20 protein-coding genes are annotated in these 18,804 nt (G+C 51.4%); 11 read left to right on the top strand and 9 right to left on the bottom strand.

The genetic code is table 11. The annotated features are described in order from the left end of the window. Positions 1 to 121: 121 nt before the first annotated feature. The 6 genes from ACTHSW_RS01770 to ACTHSW_RS01745 all read right to left on the bottom strand — a co-directional run bounded on the left by ACTHSW_RS01770 (position 122) and on the right by ACTHSW_RS01745 (position 6,274). Positions 122 to 316, bottom strand: coding sequence for a virulence regulator (locus ACTHSW_RS01770; RefSeq protein ID WP_070460991.1), 195 nt, complete (start codon positions 314 to 316; stop codon positions 122 to 124). Positions 317 to 343: 27 nt separating this feature from the next. After that, positions 344 to 2,401, bottom strand: a complete 2,058-nt coding sequence (gene metG, locus ACTHSW_RS01765; protein ID WP_070460993.1) for a methionine--tRNA ligase — start codon at positions 2,399 to 2,401, stop codon at positions 344 to 346. 127 nt (positions 2,402 to 2,528) lie between these two features. Continuing rightward, a complete protein-coding gene (gene murA / locus ACTHSW_RS01760; protein WP_070460995.1) occupies positions 2,529 to 3,782 on the bottom strand; it encodes a UDP-N-acetylglucosamine 1-carboxyvinyltransferase in 1,254 nt (417 codons plus the stop codon). A gap of 196 nt (positions 3,783 to 3,978) precedes the next feature. After that, the gene (ftsX, locus tag ACTHSW_RS01755) at positions 3,979 to 4,896 is read right to left on the bottom strand and encodes a permease-like cell division protein FtsX (protein WP_003747810.1); all 918 of its coding nucleotides are present in this window, start codon (positions 4,894 to 4,896) and stop codon (positions 3,979 to 3,981) included. Continuing rightward, on the bottom strand, positions 4,893 to 5,543 hold the full coding sequence (gene ftsE / locus ACTHSW_RS01750; protein WP_003681151.1) for a cell division ATP-binding protein FtsE: 651 nt from the start codon (positions 5,541 to 5,543) through the stop codon (positions 4,893 to 4,895). Before ftsE ends, ftsX begins: the two co-directional genes overlap by 4 nt. A 248-nt stretch (positions 5,544 to 5,791) precedes the next feature. Next, on the bottom strand, positions 5,792 to 6,274 hold the full coding sequence (locus tag ACTHSW_RS01745; protein ID WP_049349226.1) for a TlpA disulfide reductase family protein: 483 nt from the start codon (positions 6,272 to 6,274) through the stop codon (positions 5,792 to 5,794). Positions 6,275 to 6,443: 169 nt separating this feature from the next. Between ACTHSW_RS01745 and arsC the strand changes: the two genes are divergently transcribed. Both arsC and ACTHSW_RS01735 read left to right on the top strand, forming a co-directional pair. Then, positions 6,444 to 6,803: an arsenate reductase (glutaredoxin) gene (gene arsC / locus ACTHSW_RS01740; RefSeq protein ID WP_004519164.1), complete on the top strand. Its 360-nt coding sequence runs from the start codon at positions 6,444 to 6,446 to the stop codon at positions 6,801 to 6,803. A gap of 25 nt (positions 6,804 to 6,828) precedes the next feature. Beyond that, on the top strand, positions 6,829 to 7,485 hold the full coding sequence (locus ACTHSW_RS01735; RefSeq protein ID WP_440373747.1) for a YdcF family protein: 657 nt from the start codon (positions 6,829 to 6,831) through the stop codon (positions 7,483 to 7,485). Between the two features lie 64 nt (positions 7,486 to 7,549). Here ACTHSW_RS01735 and ACTHSW_RS01730 read toward each other — a convergent pair whose 3' ends face one another. Together ACTHSW_RS01730 and ACTHSW_RS01725 are read right to left on the bottom strand one after the other, a co-directional pair. After that, entirely contained in the window at positions 7,550 to 7,807 is a 258-nt protein-coding gene (locus tag ACTHSW_RS01730) for a hypothetical protein (protein ID WP_049344932.1), read from the bottom strand. 106 nt (positions 7,808 to 7,913) lie between these two features. Next, on the bottom strand, positions 7,914 to 9,008 hold the full coding sequence (locus ACTHSW_RS01725) for an ABC transporter substrate-binding protein (RefSeq protein ID WP_070646467.1): 1,095 nt from the start codon (positions 9,006 to 9,008) through the stop codon (positions 7,914 to 7,916). A 164-nt stretch (positions 9,009 to 9,172) separates the two neighbouring features. Here ACTHSW_RS01725 and gltX point away from each other — a divergent pair, with 164 nt between their 5' ends. Then, complete coding sequence (gene gltX / locus ACTHSW_RS01720) at positions 9,173 to 10,567, top strand: glutamate--tRNA ligase (protein WP_107811080.1); 1,395 nt, start codon at positions 9,173 to 9,175, stop codon at positions 10,565 to 10,567. 65 nt (positions 10,568 to 10,632) lie between these two features. Here gltX and ACTHSW_RS01715 read toward each other — a convergent pair whose 3' ends face one another. Then, positions 10,633 to 11,589: a DUF2167 domain-containing protein gene (locus tag ACTHSW_RS01715; protein WP_107792279.1), complete on the bottom strand. Its 957-nt coding sequence runs from the start codon at positions 11,587 to 11,589 to the stop codon at positions 10,633 to 10,635. Between the two features lie 443 nt (positions 11,590 to 12,032). On the opposite strand from ACTHSW_RS01715, the gene ACTHSW_RS01710 reads away from it, so the two are divergent. From ACTHSW_RS01710 to ACTHSW_RS01675, 8 genes are all read left to right on the top strand, one after another. Beyond that, positions 12,033 to 12,371: a hypothetical protein gene (locus ACTHSW_RS01710; protein ID WP_004519158.1), complete on the top strand. Its 339-nt coding sequence runs from the start codon at positions 12,033 to 12,035 to the stop codon at positions 12,369 to 12,371. Positions 12,372 to 12,430: 59 nt separating this feature from the next. Beyond that, entirely contained in the window at positions 12,431 to 12,766 is a 336-nt protein-coding gene (locus tag ACTHSW_RS01705) for a zinc ribbon domain-containing protein YjdM (protein WP_070461010.1), read from the top strand. Positions 12,767 to 12,983: 217 nt separating this feature from the next. Then, positions 12,984 to 15,293 carry a DNA helicase RecQ gene (gene recQ, locus ACTHSW_RS01700; RefSeq protein ID WP_070461013.1) on the top strand — a complete coding sequence of 770 codons (2,310 nt, stop codon included), beginning with the start codon at positions 12,984 to 12,986 and terminating at the stop codon, positions 15,291 to 15,293. Positions 15,294 to 15,515: 222 nt separating this feature from the next. Beyond that, positions 15,516 to 15,965, top strand: coding sequence for an HvfX family Cu-binding RiPP maturation protein (locus ACTHSW_RS01695; RefSeq protein ID WP_004519155.1), 450 nt, complete (start codon positions 15,516 to 15,518; stop codon positions 15,963 to 15,965). 96 nt (positions 15,966 to 16,061) lie between these two features. Continuing rightward, entirely contained in the window at positions 16,062 to 16,379 is a 318-nt protein-coding gene (locus tag ACTHSW_RS01690; protein WP_070461015.1) for an HvfA family oxazolone/thioamide-modified RiPP metallophore, read from the top strand. An 86-nt stretch (positions 16,380 to 16,465) separates the two neighbouring features. Next, complete coding sequence (locus tag ACTHSW_RS01685) at positions 16,466 to 17,308, top strand: HvfB family MNIO-type RiPP peptide maturase (protein ID WP_070461018.1); 843 nt, start codon at positions 16,466 to 16,468, stop codon at positions 17,306 to 17,308. Next, on the top strand, positions 17,298 to 17,984 hold the full coding sequence (locus tag ACTHSW_RS01680) for an HvfC family RiPP maturation protein (RefSeq protein WP_070461020.1): 687 nt from the start codon (positions 17,298 to 17,300) through the stop codon (positions 17,982 to 17,984). Before ACTHSW_RS01685 ends, ACTHSW_RS01680 begins: the two co-directional genes overlap by 11 nt. Positions 17,985 to 18,126: 142 nt before the next feature. Then, on the top strand, positions 18,127 to 18,705 hold the full coding sequence (locus tag ACTHSW_RS01675) for a sigma-70 family RNA polymerase sigma factor (protein ID WP_070461023.1): 579 nt from the start codon (positions 18,127 to 18,129) through the stop codon (positions 18,703 to 18,705). Positions 18,706 to 18,804 lie beyond the last annotated feature (99 nt).

The following is an 18,804-nucleotide window of genomic DNA, read 5'->3' as shown; positions in this document are numbered from 1 at the left end:
AACCAGATAATCCGATGAGATGCTAGTCTGTCTCACTCTCATGCAAAGGTAAGATCAACCATTTAATCCGCTTACCCTTTTAAAGAATAACCAAATTTACCTTTCAACCGGCATTGCTGCCTTAGCGGGAAAGAGAAGGTGCTTTTCGTGGCGGATTGATCATGAGAAGAACGGCTTCTTCAATTTGTTTGTCCCCCCGATCATGGAGTTCTACCGGAAACTTCAGACGCAACACTGTAATAATAGCGCCAACCGATAAGCCTGCATCATTAAGCAACTCAATTTCTTTAAGTACCGGAGCGGAAAGGTTTAACATGGTTTCTCCTTATGGTTTGGCTAAGGCTTAGCCCACTTTATCCCCGGGTTGCGCGCCTGCGTCAACGTCGAGGAGCTTCAGTTTGCCCTCTGCCGTGGCGGCTGAAAGGATCATGCCTTCGGATACGCCGAATTTTGCCATTTTGCGCGGGGCGAAGTTGGCGACGGCGATGACCATGCGGCCGTTCAATTCGGCGGGGTTGGGATAAGATGCGGCGATGCCGGAGAAGATGATGCGTTTTTCAAAACCGAAATCGAGGTCGAATTTTAGGAGTTTGGTGCTGCCTTCAACGGCTTCGCAGTTCAATACTTTGGCGACGCGCATGTCGATTTTCATAAAGTCGTCAAAGCTCGCTTGTTCGGCGACTTTTTCGTATTTGCTTTCTTCGGCGGCAGGCGCGGCTGCGGAGGCGATGCTTTGTTTGTTGGCTTCGATTAAATCGTCCACTTGTTTTTGCTCCACTCGTTGCATTAAATGTTCGTATTTGTTGATGGCGTGTTCGCCCAAGGTTTCGCGTGTATTTGCCCAAGTGATGGCTTCTAAATTCAGGAATTTGGCGGCATTTTCGGCCACTTTCGGCAATACGGGGGCGAGGTAGGCGGTCAACATGGTAAAGGCGTTGATGAGCTCGCTGCATACTTCGTGCAGGCGTTCCTCTTGGCCTTCTTGTTTCGCCAGTTCCCACGGTTTGTTGGCATCAACGTATTCGTTGACAATGTCTGCCAAGGCCATGATGTCGCGCAGGGCTTTGGCGTATTCGCGGCTTTCGTAGCATTCGGCAATGGCTTCGCTTTGCGCAGTCAGTTTTGCCAGCAATTCGCTGTCGGCAACATCTTTCAGACGGCCTTCAAAGCGTTTGGCGATGAAACCTGATGCGCGGGCGGCGATGTTGACGTATTTGCCGACGAGGTCGCTGTTGACGCGGCTGATGAAGTCTTGCAGGTTCAAATCGATGTCTTCGATTTTGCTGTTGAGTTTGGCGGCGATGTAGTAGCGCATCCACTCGGGGTTCAGGCCTTGTTCCAGATAGGATTTGGCGGTGATGAAGGTGCCGCGCGATTTGGACATTTTTTGTCCGTCGACGGTCAAAAAGCCGTGTGCGTACACGCCGGTCGGGGCGCGGTGGCCGGAGAAATGCAGCATGGCGGGCCAGAACAGGGCGTGGAAATAGAGGATGTCTTTGCCGATGAAGTGGTACATCTCGGTTTGGCTGTCGGCTTTGAAGTATTCGTCGAAATCGACGCCGATGCGGTCGCACAGGTTTTTAAACGAGGCCATGTAGCCGACGGGCGCATCCAGCCAAACGTAGAAATATTTGCCCGGCGCGTCGGGGATTTCGAAACCGAAATACGGCGCGTCGCGGGAGATGTCCCAGTCGGACAGCGTGGTTTCTTCGCCTTCGCCCAGCCATTCTTTCATTTTGTTGAGGGCTTCGGGTTGCAGATGGGGCTTGCCGTCGTGCGGATTGTTGCCGGAAGTCCATGCTTTGAGGAAGTCGGCGCATTCGCCCAGTTTGAAGAAGAAGTGTTCGGATTCGCGCAATTCGGGTTTTGCACCAGAAACGGCGGAATACGGGTTAATCAGTTCGGTCGGGGAATAGGTCGTGCCGCAGACTTCGCAGTTGTCGCCGTATTGGTCTTGGGCGTGGCATTTCGGGCATTCGCCTTTGACAAAGCGGTCGGGCAGGAACATTTGTTTTTCGGGGTCGAAAAGCTGCTCGATGACGCGGCTCTCAATCTTGCCGTTGGCTTTCAGCGCGCGGTAAATGTCTTGGGAAAACTGTTTGTTTTCAGGGGAATGGGTGCTGTAATAATTGTCGTAGCCGATGTTGAAACCGGTAAAGTCGGCGAGGTGCTCTTCGCGGACTTTGGCAATCATGTCTTCAGGCGCAATGCCTTGTTTTTGCGCGGCAAGCATCACGGGCGTGCCGTGGGTGTCGTCGGCGCAGCAGTAGTAGCATTCGTGGCCGCGCAGTTTTTGGAAGCGTACCCAAACGTCGGTTTGGATGTGTTCGACCATATGGCCGAGGTGGATGCTGCCGTTGGCATACGGCAGCGCGGAAGTGACAAGGATTTTGCGTGTCATGGTTTGTGCTTTTAAAAACAATGGATAAAGATGTCGGGAATTATACCGCAAAACAATACGTAAAGGCCGTCTGAAACCCGATTGCCGGTGTTTCAGACGGCCTTTTATTTATCGGCTGCGTATGGGATTAACCGCGTACGCGTTCGATTTTTGCGCCTACGCCGCCGAGTTTTTTCTCGATGTATTCATAGCCGCGGTCTAGGTGGTAGATGCGTTCGACGATGGTTTCGCCATCTGCGACCAAACCGGCCATGACGAGGCTGGCGGAGGCGCGCAGGTCGGTTGCCATCACGACGGCGCCGGAGAGTTTTTCCACGCCTTTGATGTAGGCGGTGTTGCCTTCGGTGGTGATGTCTGCGCCCATGCGGTTGAGTTCGGGAACGTGCATGAAGCGGTTTTCAAAAATGGTTTCCACCACGCGGCTGCTGCCTTCGGCAATGGCGTTCATGGCCATAAACTGCGCCTGCATGTCGGTTGGGAAGCCTGGGTGGACGACGGTGCGGATGTCCACGGCTTTTGGGCGTTGTTGCATGTCGATGGAAATCCAGTTGTCGCCGGCTTCGATGATGGCTCCGGCTTCGCTCAGTTTGTCCAATACGACTTCCATGGTTTTCGGTGCGGCATTGCGCAGGACGACTTTGCCGCCGGTCATGGCGACGGCGCAGAGGAAGGTACCGGCTTCGATACGGTCGGGAACGACGCTGTGTTCGCAGCCGTGCAGCTCTTTTACGCCTTCGATGGTCATGGTTGCTGTACCGATGCCGCTGATTTTTGCGCCCATTTTAACGAGGCATTCGGCCAAATCGACGACTTCGGGCTCGATGGCGCAGTTTTCGAGGATGGTGGTGCCTTCGGCAAGCGTGGCCGCCATCAGCAGGTTTTCAGTGCCGCCTACGGTCACGACATCCATGGTAACGCGCGTGCCTTTCAGACGACCTTTGGCTTTGACGTAACCGTGTTCGATGGTGATTTCCGCACCCATGGTTTCGAGGCCTTTGAGGTGTTGGTCAACCGGGCGCGAACCGATGGCGCAGCCGCCGGGCAGGCTGACTTGGGCTTCGCCGAAGCGGGCAAGGGTCGGGCCCAAAACCAAGATGGATGCGCGCATGGTTTTTACCAGCTCGTAAGGTGCGCAGGTGTTGTTGACGGTGCCGCCGTTGATTTCAAATTCGGAGATGTTGTCGGTCAAAACGCGTGCGCCCATGCCTTGCAGCAGTTTTTGGGTGGTTTTGACGTCGGCGAGCATGGGTACGTTTTTCAAGCGTAAAGTGCCGGAAGTCAGCAGGCCGGCACACATCAGCGGCAGGGCGGCGTTTTTTGCGCCGGATACGATGATTTCGCCGTTGAGGGGGCCATTGGCAGAGATTTTGAGTTTGTCCACAGGATGTCTTTCGTTATTTGTCTGCACGGCTTATGCCGCACAAATGAAATGAGATGAATAATAAACCATCAATTATAAGGGATTATGCCCTTGCTGTTAGATTTGGCAGTATTAAATTTTCACAAGGTTTGTTTAAGTTGCGAAAGGATAAGATTTCAGGCCGTCTGAATGGTTCAGACGGCCTGTTTGCCAAGGCTTATTTTTTGGCTTTGAAGCCTAAGAGGTGTTGCGTGGTGGCCAGCCATGCGCCGAATACGCCCAGCGCGATGACGAAGCCGAATACCAGCGACACTTCGCTAAATGTGAAGAAACGCCAGCCGATGTTCAGGCCGTAGGGTTTGAAAATTGCGTCCACCAGCGGCCGTACTTCGGCCAAAAGCCAAGCCGACAAGCCCAAGCTGACGGCGGCGGAGAAAATACTCTGCCACATTGCCTGATAAAGGAAAGGACGGCGGATGAAGGAAGCGGGCGCCCCCAACAGCTTGGTGATTTCCAACTCTTCTTTGCGGCTGAGGATTTGCAGGCGGATGGTGTTGTGTGCCACCAAGACAAAGGCCATGCCCAAAGTCAGCGAGAGGAACCATAAAATCTTGCGGATAAATTCATTAATACGATAAAGGGTTTGTACCCATTCGGTATCCATGGTTGCCGATTCGACGCGCGGCAGTTTGGTAATGTCTTTATAGATGGCCTGCATCTGATCCGGAGAAGTGGCAGGGTCGGGCGTAACGATAAAGACATCGGGCAACGGGTTGCCATCGAGCATGGAAACGAGGTTTTGGTCGAGATTGGTCTGCAATTCTTCCAAACCTTCCTGCTTGCTGATAAAGCGGACTTTATCGATACGGCTGTCGCGTTGGAGCAGGTTTTTCACCGTATCGGCATCAGAACTTGCCGCATCGGTGTCCATATAAACCGTAATTTGCGGCGATTCGTTGAGTTTGCCCAATACGCTTTGTCCGCTTTGGATGCCCAAATACATAAACAGCGGCAAGGTCATGGCAACGGCAAGCATGAGCAGGGTCAGCAGCGTGCCGATGGGTTGGCGTAGAAGCTCTTTGAGCGCGGCGCGCGCTGATTCGACGTGTAGCGAGATGTAATGAATCATGCTCATGCGAGGCGTCCTTTCTGCAGGCGCAAGACGCGGTGGCCGTAATCTGCCATCAGCGTTTCATCGTGCGCCGCAACAATCACGGTCGTGCCTGCTTCATGGAAGGTTTTGAACAATTCCATAATATCCAGCGCATAGGCGCGGTCGAGGCTGGCGGACGGCTCGTCGGCAATCAGCAGGCTGGGTTGGTGAACCACTGCGCGCGCGATGCACAAGCGCTGTTGTTCGCCACCGGACAAAGTGATGGGCATATCGTTTTCGCGGCCTTTCAAGCCGACTTTCTCAATCGCAATACGCGCGCGCTCTTCCGCTTTGCGCGGCTGGTAGCCGCTAATCCGCAAAGGCAGGATAACGTTTTGCAAGACATTGCGGTCGTAGAGGATTTTGTGGTCTTGGAAGACAATGCCGATATGTTGGCGCATAAAGCCGATCTGATTGTCGCTCAAGGTGCCGAGGTCTTGATTATTGAACCAAACCTTGCCTTTGGTAGGCTTGGTAATGCCTGAAATCAGCTTCAAAATGGTGGATTTGCCCGAGCCCGAATGGCCGGCGATAAAAATCATCTCACCTTTGTTAATCTGGAAACTGACATTTTTCAGGGCTTCGAAACCGCCGGGATAGGTTTTGGAAACTTGTTCGAAACGGATCATGGGTTTTCCTGAAAATAGGGATTCAGACGGCCGGCGTCATCGATAGGGCAACATGCCGTCTGAAAAAATGGGGATATTCACAGATTATAAATATTTCGGCTGCTTTTTGATAGTGAAACCCCGGTTCTGCCGGCGGAGACACTGCCGGTTTGCAACACAAAGCAATATGGTTTGAAATAAAGGCCGTCTGAACGATTGGGTTTCAGACGGCCTCGGTATCAGCGTAGGTGAAGCACCTATCCGCTGTTTTATTTACATTTGGTTTTGGCCAAATTCACGGCGGCGGTCAGGCTTTTTTCGTTGACTTCGCCGGTGATGGTTTGTTTGTAGCCGCATTTCGGCGCTTCGACGACTGTGAAGGGCAGTACGCCGACGTTGTTGCCGTGGGCTTTCATGAAGTTGCGGCTGTTGGCGCCGGTGTAACGCCAAATCGGGTAGCTGACCGGCGTTTGTTTCAGGAACTTGCCGATGTTGTCGGTTGTATCCAGCGCGATGCCGACCATATCGACGCTGCCTTTTTTCTGCGCTTTGTACCATGCGGACATGGCGGGCATTTCTTTACGGCAGGGGCCGCACCAGGTTGCCCAAAGGTTGACCACGCGCACGGGGGCTTTGAGCGACTCCAGGCTTTGCGGTTTGTTGTCCTGCCAACCTGCCGTTTCGTCGGCGGCAAAGGCCGGCGCAGCGGTAAAAACGGTGGCGGACAAGAGAAGGGCGGTTAAGGCTTTCATGGTTGTATCCTTGAGGTTGCCAATCGAAATTGTGTTTATTGTAAAACGGTTTGGTGGGCATGCCTACCGATTCACATCAAGATATCAGGTAAAAAGTTTGAGTAAAAATCAGTTGCAGACGATAATAACCGCAATCATTGAATGATTTTGCAATAATACGGAGACTTTCATGCCGTCTGAATTCACACTTTATCACAACCCGCGTTGCAGCAAATCGCGTGCCGCGCTGGCTTTGCTCGAAGAAAAAGGCGTTGCCGCCGACGTAGTCAAATATCTGGATACCGCGCCCGATTTGGCGACTTTGCAGGATATGTTTGCCAAACTCGGCATCGAGTCGGTGCGCGGCATGATGCGCACGAAAGACGATTTGTACAAAGAATTGGGTTTGGACAATCCCGATTTGGACAATGCCGCCCTGCTTCAGGCAATCGCCGAACACCCTGCCCTGCTTGAGCGTCCCGTTTTGGTAACGCCTACGCGCGCAGCCATCGGCCGTCCGTTGGAAAACATTGCCGCCCTACTCGGCTGACGGGGTTGGATAAGGCCGTCTGAAGATGATTTCCCTGCTTAAAAGCCGCAATGGCTTGCGATACTACCTATTTCGCGGCCTTGCTTTGAGCGTTTTGTTGGTGTGCGGTATTTTTTTGAGTGGCACATGGCAGATTTACCGGACAGGTTTGCAAACCTTGCCGAAGGACGCTCATGCCGATGCGGCGGTAGTGTTGGGTGCGGCGGCGTGGGACAAACGCCCGTCGCCGGTGTTCCGTGAGCGCATCAACCACGCCATCACGCTCTACCAAAGCCATCGGGTCGGCAAAATCATTTTCACCGGCGGTACGCCCAAAAAAGGATTCATGACCGAAGCCGAAGTGGGGCGCCGATACGCGCTCAAGCAGGGCATACCGGCGCACAATATCCTGTTTGAAAACACGTCGCGCAACACTTACGAAAACCTGCGCAATATCGTCCCCATCATGCACGCCAACGGAGTCGGCAGCATTATCGTTGTCAGCGACCCGTATCATTTGGCGCGCGCCGAAGAAATGGCCGCCGATTTAGGCTTGTCAGACGCGCAGTTCTCCGCCACACCGACCACGCGCTTTGATGAGTGCAGCAAGAAAGCCAAGTTCCTGATGCAGGAGAGCTATTCTTTGTTTCTCTACCGTATCGGCAAATGGAGCGATGCGGTTTGGAATTGGATAGGTGGTTGAGCTGATGGGAATAAAAGGCCGTCTGAATCCTTTTAGGTTTCAGACGGCCTAAATGTATGCTTACTTATTGATATTGATTTGCAGCTACACTGCCAAAAAAGACTACAGCCAGTACCAGATAAATTGCCATTACGATGGCAAACAGAATCAAGGAAGCCTTGAAATAATTAGCTTTATTCGGATTGGTGTTTGAGCTGAATGCCCATACAAGCATCATAACTATATTGACCAGCGGAATCATCAAAATCAAGTTTGTTATCAACCATTCTTTGACGCTTACAATCGGAGCCTGTTGATGGCCGATTTGGTTTTGTTCAGTCATATCTTGTCCAATACATTAAATAAAAAGAATAATAATTATACATAATAAAGCCTTATTAGTATAGCATACATATTCAGACGGCCTGAGCCTATGATTTTTGCAGCCGCTATTTCAATCGGATGTAAAACGTACCGTCCGGCACGACGGGCAGGTATTTGCGGTAGAAGTCCAGATAGGTCTTGTTTGGGTCTATGTCGGCAAACTGCTGCGGATACAGGGTTTTGGCGATAAATTGCGCACTGGCCAAATCGGTGAGCGAGCGGGAGGCGGTGTGGTAGATGCCGTAAACGCGTTTGTTTTTGACGGCAGGAATGTCTGCCCAGCCTTTGCGTTTGACAAATCCGGCCAGGCGGCGTTGCGCATCGGCCTGGCTGATGCCTATGCCCATCGCCATAATGCCAGGCTTGTCTTTATGGCCGTTTTCCGTCCCCGAAATGACGATGACGTCGGGTTTGGCCGTCAGGAATTTTTCAGGGTTTATCGGTCCCCAGTTTTTAACGTAAGGCGCGGCGATATTGTTGCCGCCTGCTGTGTCGGCAATCGCGCCCCACATATCTTTGCCGAAGGTGTAGCTGTATTCGGACGGGCCTTTGTCGCCGAACTCGATATAGATTTTCGGTTTGGACTGCTTGGCGCGCGCGACGCGTTTTTGGATGTCGGCAATGCCTCGGGCGTATTCGGCGGCAATTTTTTGGGCGCGCGCCTGCGTACCGTTGAGTTCGCCGAAAATTTCCGCACTGCGCGTGTGCCGCGCGACGGTTTCGGCGTTGAAATCGACCACGACGACGGGTATGCCTGCCGCTTCAATGCGCGGCAGGTGGGTGGCGACGGCCTTATACTGCCAGTCGGCCAGAATCAATACGTCCGGCTTGAGCGCGAGCGTTTTCTCCAGTGAAAACGTGCCGGTGCTGATGTTGCCGATGTCCGCAATGTTTTGCAGCGTAGGCAGCTTCTGTTTGAACATCGCCCAGCTGCCGGGATTGAATTTCTCCCAAAACTCACGCGAAATTCCGATGACGTTTTTAAATTTGTCCGCGCCCGTTACCGCGATATAGTCGGGATAGTAAAACGCCAAAACCGCGCGTTTGACAGGGACATCGACTTTGACTTCGCGTCCCAATACGTCTTTGATAGTTTTGATTTCGGCTTGGGCAAAAAGGGGCAGGAGGGCGAGGGCGGCAAATAAAGCGCGTTTGTTCATGAGCGGATCCTTTAAAAAAAATAATTATCATTATATTTGATTTGTTTTCAGGAGAAAAGTTTCCAGACGGTCCTTCTGCGCCGATATTATTTTCAGACGGCCGTACATTGTTTAAACCTTGCCGAAAAAGTAAAATACCTGTTTTCAAAGACTTTGGAGCCATCATGACCGTCACAACCCGTTTCGCCCCCAGCCCAACCGGCTACCTGCACATCGGCGGCGTACGCACCGCCCTGTTCTCATGGGCGTTTGCCCGCCATCATAAAGGCGAATTCTTATTGCGTATCGAAGACACCGACTTGGCGCGTTCTACCGCCGAGTCCGTCAACATCATCCTCGACGGCATGAAATGGGTCGGCCTGAACTACGACAACGCCGACAACGTCGTGTACCAAACCCGCCGTTTCGACCGCTATAAAGAAGTCATCGCCGAACTTTTAGAAAAAGGCCATGCCTACTACTGCTATTGCAGCAAAGAAGAGCTGGAAGCCATGCGCGAGAAAGCCGAAAAAGAAGGCACGGCGACTTACGACCGCCGCTGGCGTCCGGAAGAAGGCAAAACCCTGCCAGAAATCCCTGCCGACGTGCAACCCGTTGTCCGTTTCAAAACACCTTTGGACGGCGTCACCAAATGGACGGACTTGGTCAAAGGCGAAATCTCCATTCCCAACGAAGCGCTTGACGACCTGATTATCGCCCGCGCCGACGGCACGCCGACCTACAACTTCTGCGTTGTCGTGGACGACTACGACATGGGCGTTACCCACGTTATCCGCGGCGACGATCATGTGAACAACACCCCGAAACAAATCAACATCTTAAAAGCCATCGGCGCAAACCTGCCCGAATACGGCCACCTGCCGATGATTCTCAACGAACAAGGCAAAAAAATCTCCAAACGCAGCGGCGATACCGTTGCCATTACCGATTTCGGCGCAATGGGCATCCTGCCCGAAGCCATGCTCAACTATCTAGCACGCTTGGGCTGGGCGCACGGCGATGATGAATTCTTCACGATGGAACAATTCATCGAATGGTTTGATTTGAAAGACGTTTCCCCATCCCCAAGCCGTATGGACTTGAAGAAACTCTACTGGATTAACGGCGAACACATCAAAATCACCGCCAACGAAAAACTGGCCGAAATGGTGAAACCGCGCCTCGCCCTGCGCGATATCCATGAAACAAGCAAGCCTGCTTTGGAAGACGTGTTGGCATTGGTCAAAGACCGCGCCCAAGACCTGAACACACTTGCCGACGAGTGCCTCTACTTCTACGTCAAACAAACGCCGGCCGAAGCAGACGTGCAGAAGCACTGGGACGACGAAGCCGCCGCCCGTATGCTGCGCTTTGCCGAACGCCTCGAAGGGCTGGAAGACTGGAACGCCGAAGCCATCCACGATCTCTTCAAACCTTTCTGCGACGAAGAAGGCATCAAAATGGGCAAACTCGGTATGCCCCTGCGCCTCGCTGTCTGCGGTACGGCAAAAACCCCAAGCGTCGATGCCGTATTGGCATTAATCGGCAAAGAAGAAGTGTTGAAACGGATCCGTTCGTAAGGCATGAATGATAAAAGGCCGTCTGAAATGTTTCAGACGGCCTTTTTATTTTGAACAGGATTTATTTATTCTTCTTCGTTCAGTTTATTTTTATCTTTTTTGCGCCACAGGCCTTTAAACAATGCGCCTGCTGCAACAGCACCGAAAATAATCAGTTTGCCGAATTTAGCCAGTAATGCGCCGACCAAAGCTAATAATCCCAGTTTTTTTGCAGCGATACCGCCAACCAAGGCAGCCAGTCCGTATTCAGCCACTTTGTCGGTTGCGGCATTGAAATCACTGTAGCGCTTGCCTTCATTGAATTCGATATTACCCAACAATTCTTGCACAATAGGTTTGTATTGATCTATGCTTTTCAAATCGGTGATCATAGTCAATTCAATATAGCCTTCGCGTCCCAGCTGGAAAGTATTGTAGTTGATGGCAGGATTGGGATCGGGTTCGTTTTTATTCAGAACGTCAATCGACCAAATCAGACGATGGGTCTTTGCATCATATTGCGGTTTTTCTACCCAGCCGCGTGTTTCCAATTCCGGCAGGTTGCGGGAGGCACGCTCTTTATTTTGTTCCTCGGTGCCTTCTTTCAGTTGCTCGAGCATGGCCTCAACATCCCATTCTTTGGCATCATCGTCTTTGATATAGCCGGAATCGGTAAAGGTTAGGTCTACCATCCAATTAGTATCACCGTCCTCGTTTTCCGACTCGGGGAGAATCAGGCCGTAGCGGTTGGGGTCTGTGGCGTTGCCTGCTTCCCTCATCATGGCATTGGCGCGATTTTTTTTCACAAAGACCATTTTTGCAGGCAGTTTCAGTTTGGCCTGATTGCCCAAATCAACGGTTGCTGGGCCTTGGACGATCTGGTCGTCAACGTAGTTTGCGATAGAGTCTGAGGCTTGTTGCGCTTCTTGCCCGGATGCCTCAACGGCAGAAGCGGTATCAGCGTTGGCTGCAGAAGCCGGTAGGGTTTGGATAGATAGTAGGGCTGCCAAAACGGCATAGGCGAGACGGTTGCTTTTCATCATAGGGTTCTCATGAAAGAAGAATTAAAAAGATGCAGACAGCCGCAACACCATATGCTCCGGCATGACTAAAGGGTAAATTTTACAATAAATAAATCATATTTACATATTTAAATATGACTGTAATTTAAAAAATACAGGAAAGCTTTTTGACGAGAGGCAGAGCCATCATTGTGAAACTCAAAAAGGCCGTCTGAAAATTTTTCAGACGGCCTTTTATAATAAAACCAGAAAATAATGGAATAAGGCGGAGAATATGAGAAAATAATAGCCGCCTGCCTGCCACAACAGTTGATTGAATTAACTTTTATCGGCAGCCTGAATGTCCGGATTGGATAAAATAAGCCGTCAAGAACAAAGACCAACAAGCATATTATGTAAACTTGGCGGCTGAAAAATCGGCTCTGCACTTTACTTTACAAATCAACAACTTTAAAGGAAAACCCATGAAAAAAACCTTACTTGCCCTGATGATGCTATCTGCCGCCGCCGCGTATGCCGGTGAGGCGGAAGACCGTTTGCTGTCCGTCCAATCGGTTTACCGTGCCGCTTTGCATGAGCAAAACAGCAACGACAGCAAAATCATTTCCCTGCAAAGCGATTTGGAAAGCGCGCAGCGCCGTTTACAGGCCGCACAATCCGATATTGACCGTTTGAAAGGCGAAATTCAGACGGCCTTGGCTCAGAAAGAGCAGCAAAATGCCAAGCTGCAACAAGCCGGCCAGATGTTGGACGCGGCTTGGAATGCCGTTTACGGCGTAGGCGGCAGCAAGGCGAATCAATAATTTAGACATTGTATTATTTGCGTTTTACGCTTCTTTTATCATATTTATAAGGAAACCTCATGTCCCTACCCCCCTGCCCGAAATGCCACTCGGAATACACTTACGAAGACGGCACTCAATACGTTTGCCCTGAGTGCGCCCATGAGTGGAACGAGGCCGATGCTGCGGCTGCAAGCGATGATGCCTTGGAAGTCAAAGATGCCAACGGCGCAGTCTTGCAAGATGGCGATACGGTTGTCTTGATTAAAGATTTGAAAGTCAAAGGCAGCTCTATGGTTATCAAGCAAGGCACCAAAGTCAAAGGCATCCGCTTACAAGAGGGCGACCACAATATCGGTTGCAAAATCGATGGCAGCGCGATGAACTTGAAATCTGAGTTCGTCAAAAAAGCCTAAAGATTTTATTTTTGAAAGGCCGTCTGAAATCCGAAGATTAGGATTTCAGACGGCCTTTGTATATTTCATTCAAAATAAAATAAATCTTTATTTAAACTTAAATAAATTGAATAGATTTGAATTTCAGGCCGTCTGAAAAAGCGGTGGCAAAATGTTCCGCACATACGCGGGTGCAAAACCGTTAAAATAACGCTTTCCCCTATTCTACGGAACCATTATGCCTCAGCCGACCGCCAAACAGATTTTGCACGAAGTATTCGGTTATCCCGAATTTCGTGGCAAGCAGGAGGCTATCGTCAATGCTTTGGCCGGTGGCGAGAGTTTGATGGTGCTGATGCCGACGGGCGGGGGCAAGTCTTTGTGTTACCAGATTCCGGCGCTGATGTGCGAAGGCGTGGCGGTTGTCGTATCGCCGCTGATTGCGCTGATGAACGACCAAGTAGCCAGCCTGCATGTGGCCGGGATTGAAGCGGCGGCAGTCAACAGCAGCACATCGGCAGATGAGGCGCGCGATATTGCCGACAAGCTTGCCCAAGGCCGTCTGAAACTGCTTTATGTCGCACCGGAACGCTTGGTTACCGACCGCTTTTTGCGTTTTCTCGACCAACAAACCGTCAGCCTGTTTGCTATTGATGAGGCGCATTGCGTCAGCCAATGGGGACACGATTTCCGCCCCGAATATCAACAGCTCGGCATGCTTGCCGAACGCTATCCGAACGTCCCGCGCATCGCCCTGACCGCTACCGCCGATGCGGCCACGCGCGCCGACATCAAGCATTATCTGCACTTGGACAATGCGCCCGAATTTATCTCCAGCTTTGACCGTCCGAATATTTATTATCAGGTTATCGAAAAAAATAATGGCAAAAAACAATTGTTGGATTTCATCCGCAAGCAGATGCATGGGCAAAGCGGCATTGTGTATTGTTTGAGCCGCAAAAAAGTCGAGGATGTGGCGCAGTTTTTGTGTGAAAACGGCTTGGAGGCGATTCCGTATCATGCCGGTTTGAGCATGGACGTGCGCGAGGAAAACCAACGCCGCTTTACGCATGAAGACAATATTATCGTGGTGGCGACCGTGGCGTTCGGCATGGGCATAGACAAACCCGACGTGCGCTTTGTCGCCCATCTCGATATGCCCCAGAGTGTCGAACATTTCTATCAGGAATCGGGACGCGCCGGCCGGGACGGGCTGCCTGCCGTGAGCTGGCTGTGTTACGGCTTGAACGATTGGGTGTTGCTGCGAGAACGGATTGCCGAAGGCAACAGCGACGAAGTGCAAAAGCAAATCGAAATGCAAAAACTCGATGCCATGCTTTCCGTCTGCGAAACCGCCGCCTGCCGCCGCGTACTGCTGCTCAAACATTTCGGCGAAGAATCCGAACCCTGCGGCCATTGCGACAACTGCCTGCATCCGCCCGTGCGGTTTGACGGTACGGTGTTGGTGCAAAAATTACTCAGCTGCGTGTACCGCGCCGGACAACGTTTTGCCGCTGGTTACATCACCAACCTTTTGCGCGGCAAAAGCGACGATTGGATACAGCGCAACGGCCATGACAAGTTATCCACATTCGGCATTGGCAGCGAACAGACTGACAAAGAATGGCGCAGCGTTATCCGCCAGTGCATCAGCTTGGGCTATCTCACCGTCAATGTCGAGCAACATCAAGCCCTGCAGCTGACCGAAGCGGCAAAAAAAGTCCTCAAGGGCGAAACCGAAGTTATGTTGCGTCCACTGCGCCGCGAAAAAACGGCTACCCAAAAACCGAAAGACGATTGGTTGCGTACCGAGCGCGAAGAGCGTTTGTGGCAGGCATTGCGTCAATGGCGGCAACAACGCGCCCGGGCAGAGGAAGTGCCGGCCTATGTGGTTTGCGGCGACAAAACCCTGCGCGATATTGTCGAAAAAATGCCCCGAAGGTTGGAAGATTTACATCAAATCTACGGCTTGGGTGAGGCGAAAATCAATAAATTCGGTTTGGAGATACTCGACGTTTGCGAAACGGCTGAAGCCGGTACGGTTTCCACAGACAGCGCACAAGTTATCCACAGCTTGAGCGAGCGCGAACAGGCCTTAAAACGGGCTTTGGAAACTTGGCGCGAGCAGCAGGCAAGTGCCGATCAAGTAACGCTGGGTACGGTATTCTCCAACGAAAGCATGGATGATTTGTTGACCAATACGCCTGCCGAACCCATCGACCTTTTAGGTGTGTATAAGCTCGGCGAAAAACGTATAGAGCAATACGGCGAGGGCATTTTAAACATCTGCCGCCCGTTTTCAGACGGCCTGAGTGAAGAGGACAAACGCAAACGCCGATTGATGCGCTGCCTGCTTCAGTGGAACATCGATACTGCCCGCCATGAAGGCCTCGAAGCCTATCAGATATGCAGCAAAGTTACCCTGCGCGCGATTGCCGCCCGACGGCCGCAAGATTTGGCGGAGTTGGCGGAAATCCACGGCATGAATGAGGAGAAAATCGACAAATACGGCGCAGAAATTGTCGAATTGTGTAAACAAGCGGATTGATTGACCGCGTTCATCATTAAAGGCCGTCTGAAACCCAATCAAGCATGGTGTTTCAGACGGCCTTTTGAATTTTTAATCTTTATAAAACAATGAATAAGAAAATAACTTTATTTATTTCGTCAGTTTTTTAAAGCTGCCGCGTCTAAACAGGCATGAAATATGGGATGGTGCCGATTGATTTTTCGTCCCATCCCATTCAACACACATTGATTAGGAAAATAAATGAACACCTCATCCAACCCCTCTTGGCAGGCTGCTTTCGGTTTGTTGACGCTCAGGCTTTTTGCCGCGTATGAATTTCTTGAGTCCGGTTTGGAAAAATGGAACGGGGAAAACTGGTTTGCAGAAATAAACAGTCAATTTCCCTTTCCGTTCAATTTGTTGTCGGATACGGTCAACTGGAATTTGGCCATGTGGGCGGAACTGGTTTTGCCTGCGCTGCTCATCGTCGGCTTGGCAACGCGGCTGTCCGCGCTGGGATTGATGGTCGTAACGGCTGTCGCATGGTCTGCGGTACATGCCGGCTTGGGTTACAATGTGTGCGACAACGGTTATAAAATAGCACTGATTTATTTGGTGGTTTTATTTCCTGTCCTATTGCAGGGCGCAGGCCGTCTGTCTTTGGATGCCCTGCTGAAGAAACGCTGTTGCCGTATCAAGCATTTTCTTTAAGGATTATCTTTAAGGATTAATGGTCGCGGGCCGACTTTAAATGCCCGATATTATCCCTTGATTTATTTAAACTCGTATTTTAAAAAGGAAGTTAAAATGAAAAAAAATGTAGCTGCTGCTTTGGCCGGTGCACTGTCCCTGTCTCTGGCTGCCGGCGTTGTTGCCGCTGATAAACCGTTCAGCAGCAAAGCAGGTGTTCAAAAATCTGCTCAAGGCTCTTGCGGTGCGGTTAAAGCCGGTGAAGGTTCATGCGGTGCAAGCGCTGTTTCTAAAGCAAGCGAAGGCAAATGTGGCGAAGGCAAATGCGGTTCAACCGTGGAAAAAGCCCACGCTAAAAAAGGCAAAGCATCTAAAGCTAAAGCTGCCAAAGTAGTAGAAGGTAAATGCGGCGAAGGTAAATGCGGTTCTAAATAATCCTGCAACATACCTTTAACAAAGTCGCATTTTATAAACAAAAATGCGACTTTGTCGTTCATACGGCATCATAACAGGACATCACCATGATTCAACACGCAGGCTTGGGCTACCGCCGCGACTTGGCGGAAGACTTCCTCTCGCTTTCAGACGACAGCCCGATACGCTTTATCGAAGCCGCCCCCGAAAACTGGCTGAAAATGGGCGGCAGGGCGCGCAAACAGTTTGACCGCGTGGCGGAACGGCTGCCGCTGGCGTTGCACGGATTATCCATGTCGTTGGGCGGACAAGCACCGCTGGATACTGCCTTGATAGACGGAATCAAAGAAATGATGCGCCGTTATGACTGCACGTTTTTCTCCGACCATTTGAGCTATTGCCACGACGGCGGTCATCTTTACGATTTGTTGCCGCTGCCTTTCACTGATGAGATGGTGAAACATACCGCGCGCCGTATCCGCGAAGTGCAAGACCGTTTGGGCTGCCGCATCGCCGTGGAAAACACCTCCTACTACCTGCATTCTCCGCTTGCCGAGATGAACGAAGTCGAGTTCCTCAACGCGGTTGCCCGTGAAGCCGACTGCGGCATTCATTTGGATGTGAACAATATTTACGTCAACGCCGTCAATCACGGCCTGTTGTCGCCCGAAGCCTTTTTAGAAAATGTGGACGCAGAGCGCGTGTGCTATATCCACATTGCCGGACATGACGTCGAAACGCCGGAATTGTTGATTGATACGCATGGCGCGGCGGTTTTGCCGACCGTTTGGGATTTACTCGAACTGGCCTATGCCAAACTGCCGACGATTCCGCCCACCCTGTTGGAACGCGATTTCAATTTCCCGCCTTTTGCCGAACTCGAAGCCGAAGTCGCTAAAATCGCCGACTATCAAATGCGTGCCGGAAAGGAATACCGCCGTGCAGCCTGAAACCTCCGCCCAATATCAACACCGCTTTGCCCAAGCCATACGCGAAGGCAAAGCCGAAGACGGATTGCCGCAAGAGCGTCTGAACGTCTATATCCGCCTGATACGCAACAATATTCACAGCTTTATCGACCGCTGTTATACCGAAACGCTGCAATACTTTGACAGCGAAGAATGGGGCCGTCTGAAAGAAGGTTTCGTCCGTGACGCGCGCGCCCAAACGCCCTATTTTCAAGAAATCCCCGGCGAGTTCCTCCAATATTGCCAAAGTCTGCCGCTTTCAGACGACCTCTTGGCATTGATGGACTTTGAACACACTCAGCTGCTCGCCGAAACCGCTCAAATCGACAGCCAAGCAGTCCATACAGATTCAGACGATTTAGCGTACACCCTTTCTTCCGCCGCCTTTGTGCGCCGTTATCAGTATGATGTGACGGACGAATTGCAGGAGGCGGAAACTGCCGTTTTGGTGTGGCGCGATAAGGAAGACGACGTGATGTATCAAACGCTCAACGATTTCGACGCCTTATTGCTGGAAACGCTGGCAGAGACGCCCACTTCCCTAAACGGCCTGCAAACCATGCTGGCAGAGTTCATGCCGTCTGAAAACACTTGGCAGGACGCATTAAGGCAAAAATGGACAGAATGGCTGGAACAGGGCATTTTGGTTGCAGCATAAATCAAAGCCGTCTGAAACGGGCGCAGTCGGTTTCGGTAAAACAAAAATACTACTGAAATCGTTTATAGATTCAATCGCATGCTCTTGCCGTATCAGCGTAAAATCAGAAGCATATTGATCATTCATTTCATACTGATACATTATGGCCCTACCCGAACTGACCGATGCCGAGCTTGCCGAATCCCGCAAACTGCTGCTGCGCTTTGCCCAGATCCAGCTGCCCGACCGCCCCGATTTGGCGGAAGACCTCGTACAGGAAACCATGCTTTCCGCTTACCGTGCGGCCGAGGGTTTCAAAGGCGGCGCCCAAGTGAGCAGCTGGCTGTTTGCAATCTTAAAAAACAAAATTACCGACTGCCTGCGCCAAATCGGGCGGCAACGCCAAGTTTTCGTCACGCGCGACGAGGAAGCCTTGGATGAAGCCTTTGAAGGACATTTTGCCGCCGACGGTCATTGGACGGACGAAGGACAGCCTCAGGGTTGGGACTCGCCCGAAGCCAGTTTGAACAATAAAGAGTTCTACCAAGTTTTACAGACCTGCCTCTACCATCTGCCGGAAAACACCGCCCGCGTGTTTACTATGAAAGAAATTCTCGGTTTTTCAAGCGATGAAATCCGCGAGCAATGCGGCATCAGCCATGCCAACTATCACACCATCATGCACCGCGCGCGCGAAACCTTGCGCCAGTGCCTGCAAATCAAATGGTTCTCCCATGCCTGACAGGAAAACGCCATGAAAAAATGCCGCAAAATAACCGATCTGATTTCCAAACAGCAAGACCAAGTACGCCTCAGTCTTTTTAACCGCATTGCCCTCGCT

The sequence above is a fragment of the Neisseria sp. P0008.S004 genome, assembly GCF_051962755.1.
GTDB classification, from domain to species: domain Bacteria; phylum Pseudomonadota; class Gammaproteobacteria; order Burkholderiales; family Neisseriaceae; genus Neisseria; species Neisseria subflava_A.
Note: the sequence above shows the minus strand (reverse complement) of the source record. Positions and strands in the feature narration are given on the sequence as shown.